This is a genomic window from Aeromicrobium sp., assembly GCF_049586495.1.
Classification (GTDB): Bacteria; Actinomycetota; Actinomycetes; order Propionibacteriales; family Nocardioidaceae; genus Aeromicrobium.
Window position 1 is genome coordinate 1 of sequence record NZ_JBAVCB010000050.1, and the last position, 3,327, is coordinate 3,327.

A 3,327-nucleotide genomic window follows, 5' to 3' on the forward strand; every position below is an offset into this window, starting at 1 on the left:
TCGTGCGCGAGCGATTCCACTGGGTGATGGCCGAGGCGGTGCAGTCGGCCGAGGTGTTGGCTGCCGCCACGGGTGGCGCTGTCTACGCCGGGCTCGTCGAGCGTTGGTGGTCCGAGATCGCCGAGCACGTGATCGACGACGACGGGTCGTGGCGGCACGAGCTGTCGTCGACCCTCGCGGCGTCCGATCAGACGTGGCGCGGACGTCCCGACGCCTACCATGGCGTCAACGCGTTGACCTGTGCTGATCTGCCCCTGTCCCGCACCGCAGCCGTGGCCCTTGGAGGTGCATCCAGATGAACGTGCTCGTGGTCGGCGAGGCGCTGGTCGACGTCGTGCACCGCGACGACGGCAGCGTTGAGACGCACGCTGGCGGGTCTCCGTACAACGTGGCACGAGGCCTGGCGCGCCTGGGCGTCGACACCCATCTGATCTGCCAGTTCGCCGACGATGACCACGGACGGCTGCTCGCCGAGGGCCTGGAGGAGTCGAACGTGCATCACGCTGGGCCTGACTCGGCGACGCACCGCACCTCCAGCGCCGTTGCGCAGATCGCCGATGACGGCAGCGCGACTTACGAGTTCGACCTCACGTGGGCGCCCTCCTCCTTGCCCGACCCGGGCGCCTTCGCTGCCCTGCACGTCGGATCGCTCGGCACCCTGCTCGAACCGGGTGCCGCCCAGGTGTCGGACCTGGTGGTCACCGCCGATGTCCTCGGTGTCCCCGTCTCGTTCGACCCCAACGTCCGCCTCTCGGTCGTCGCCGAGCCGGCCATCTGGCAGGCCGTCTTCGCGCGATTCGCGCCGCACGCGCGAATCGTCAAGATGAGCGACGAGGACGCCGCGGTGCTGTTCCCGGACGTCGCGCCACTCGATCTCGCGCGACGACTGGCTTCGGAGGGAGCGCTGGTGGCCATCACCCAGGGCGCTGGTGGCGCTCTGGTCGCCCATCAGGACGAGCTGGCGGTCATCGAGGCGCCCTCGATCGAGGTCGTCGACACGATCGGTGCCGGCGACACCTTCATGGCCGCGATGCTTGCTTGGAGTGCTTCCTATGACTGGCCCGTTGCGACCGAGCTGGACGTGACCGAGCTGTTCGACCTCGGCACCTACGCCGCCCGAGCCGCCGCCATCACCTGCTCCCGCGCTGGCGCCGACCTCCCATGGATCGAGGAGATTGGCGGCTAGCCCCCCGTCGGGCGGGCGCCGCGCCGGGTGACGCACTGGGCCGCAACGGCGACGCCCGCTGCGAGAGCTTCCTCGGGGTCGGAGCGTGTCGACCAGACGCTCAAGAAGCCGGCACAGAAGGCATCACCGGCTCCGGTCGTGTCGATGACGTCGGCCTCGACTGCCTTGACTGCATGGCCGCGGAACCGGGCGCCGGCTGCGCCCCTCGTCTCGACGGCATGTTCATCGTCCACGACCAGAAAACCCTGCTCGTCCTCATTGGGGAACACCAGGTCGGCGTCCGCGAACCAACGCAGCGCCGCGCCGCGCCCGGTCGCCTCCAAGAAGCCGAGCGAGCTGGGGTCGATGCTGACCCCGATGCCACGGCGGCGCGCCTCGGTGACGGCGGCCATCGCCACCGGCCGGGTCGCCGTGTCGAAGTAGGTGTACCCGGTCAGATGCAGCCAGGCGATGCCGGCCCAGATGTCATCAGTGAGGTGGCCGGGCATCAACGTCGTGTTCGCAGCGCGATCCACGAACATCGTGCGGTCCGCGGCGTCGTCGAGCGTCAGGACGATCGTGGCGGTGGGCAGGTGCGGATCTGCACCAATGCGAGCGTCGACCCCGTGAGCGGTCAGTGCGCCGGTGTGACGCTGCACCCCGTCGATGCCGGCACGGCCGACGAAGCGGGCCGGTGCTCCGAGGTGGCCCAGCCACGCCGCCACGTTGGCGGCCGATCCGCCACAGGTCATCCGGATCTCGGCCTCGGTGTCGCTGGCGGGGTTGATCCGACCGAGAGGCCGGACGCCGATGTCGTCGACCACGTCACCGACGAGCAAGATCATCTGACGGCCCACGCCTGAGCGATGCCGGCGGCCACCCGAATGTTGTTCTCGGCGATCAGCAGGTTCACCGCGAGGCTGTCGCCGCCCGTGAGATCGACAATCTTCTGCAGCAGGAACGGGGTGACGTCCTTGCCCACGAGACCCTGCTCGTCGGCCATGCGCAATGCATCGGTGAGTGCTCGATCGTGCACCGCAGGATCCAGCTGCTGCCCCTCCGGCAACGGATTGGCCACGACGATCCCGGCGCGCTGGCCCAGCCCGTCGCGGGCTGCCATGACGGCGGCCACCTCGGCCGGGGTGTCGACCCGCCAGTCGAGCTCGTGACCCGAGTCGGTCAACCAGAAGCTGGGGAAGCGGTCCGTGCCATAACCGAGCACAGGCACGCTGAGCGTCTCGAGACGTTCGAGGGTCGCACCGATGTCGAGGATCGATTTTACTCCGGCCGAGACGACCGTGATCGGCACGTGGGCCAGCACCGACAGGTCCGCCGACTCGTCGAACGACTCGGCAGCCTTGCGGTGCACGCCGCCGAGACCGCCGGTCGCGAACACGCGGATGCCCGCCAGATCGGCAATGACCGACGTCGCCGCAACCGTGGTGGCCCCGCTGCTGCCGCGGCCCAGCGCGATTGGCAGGTCGCGGACGCTCAACTTGGGTACGTCCACGTCGGCGATGCGCTGCAGCTCGTCGTCAGTGAGCCCCGCCTTCAGCCGGCCGTCGAGCACCGCCACGGTGGCAGCGACGACCCCGAGGTCAGCGAGGATCTGCTCGAACCGCCGAGCCGCTGCGAGGTTGTCCGGCCGCGGCAGACCGTGGGAGATGATCGTTGATTCCAACGCCACGACCGGACGCCGGTCGGCGATCGCCGCTGCAACCTGGGGCGCGATGTCGAGCGGCAGGTCCACGGCTCTCAGACCTCCCTCAAATCTCAGTACGGTGGAAATTCGCGTGCGAACGCGACGCCGTGGGACCGCGTTGACCCTGGTAGCGCGAACCGTACTTGGCCGAGCCGTACGGGTTGTCGGCCGGCGAGGTGAGCCGGAAGTAGCAGAGCTGACCGATCTTCATGCCCGGGTACAGCTTGATGGGCAGAGTGGCGACGTTGGCCAGCTCCAGCGTGACGTGACCGGAGAATCCAGGATCGATGAAGCCTGCGGTCGAGTGGGTCATCAGGCCGAGGCGCCCCAGCGAAGACTTTCCCTCGAGCCGAGCGGCGATGTCGTCGGGCAGCGTCACGAGCTCGTAGGTGGACCCGAGCACGAACTCACCGGGGTGCAGCACGAATGCCTCGTCCTGCCCGTTGCCGACCTCGACCTC

General features: G+C 69.0%; 5 protein-coding genes. 2 read left to right on the forward strand and 3 right to left on the reverse strand.

What is annotated here, in order from left to right:
• Both WB508_RS02665 and WB508_RS02670 read left to right on the forward strand, forming a co-directional pair.
• The coding region (locus WB508_RS02665; protein WP_423843330.1) for an AGE family epimerase/isomerase at positions 1 to 299 on the forward strand (299 nt) is incomplete at its 5' end.
• The gene (locus WB508_RS02670; protein ID WP_423843331.1) at positions 296 to 1,186 is read left to right on the forward strand and encodes a carbohydrate kinase family protein; all 891 of its coding nucleotides are present in this window, start codon (positions 296 to 298) and stop codon (positions 1,184 to 1,186) included. The genes WB508_RS02665 and WB508_RS02670, both read left to right, overlap by 4 nt.
• On the opposite strand, the gene WB508_RS02675 is transcribed toward WB508_RS02670, so the two are convergent.
• The 3 genes from WB508_RS02675 to dcd all read right to left on the reverse strand — a co-directional run.
• The gene (locus WB508_RS02675) at positions 1,183 to 2,010 is read right to left on the reverse strand and encodes a carbohydrate kinase family protein (protein ID WP_423843332.1); all 828 of its coding nucleotides are present in this window, start codon (positions 2,008 to 2,010) and stop codon (positions 1,183 to 1,185) included. The two genes, WB508_RS02670 and WB508_RS02675, sit on opposite strands and share 4 nt — an antisense overlap.
• Positions 2,007 to 2,915, reverse strand: coding sequence for a pseudouridine-5'-phosphate glycosidase (locus WB508_RS02680; RefSeq protein ID WP_423843333.1), 909 nt, complete (start codon positions 2,913 to 2,915; stop codon positions 2,007 to 2,009). Before WB508_RS02680 ends, WB508_RS02675 begins: the two co-directional genes overlap by 4 nt.
• Before the next feature lie 16 nt (positions 2,916 to 2,931).
• Positions 2,932 to 3,327 (reverse strand): dCTP deaminase (dcd, locus tag WB508_RS02685; RefSeq protein ID WP_423843334.1); only part of this gene is annotated, 396 nt, incomplete at its 5' end.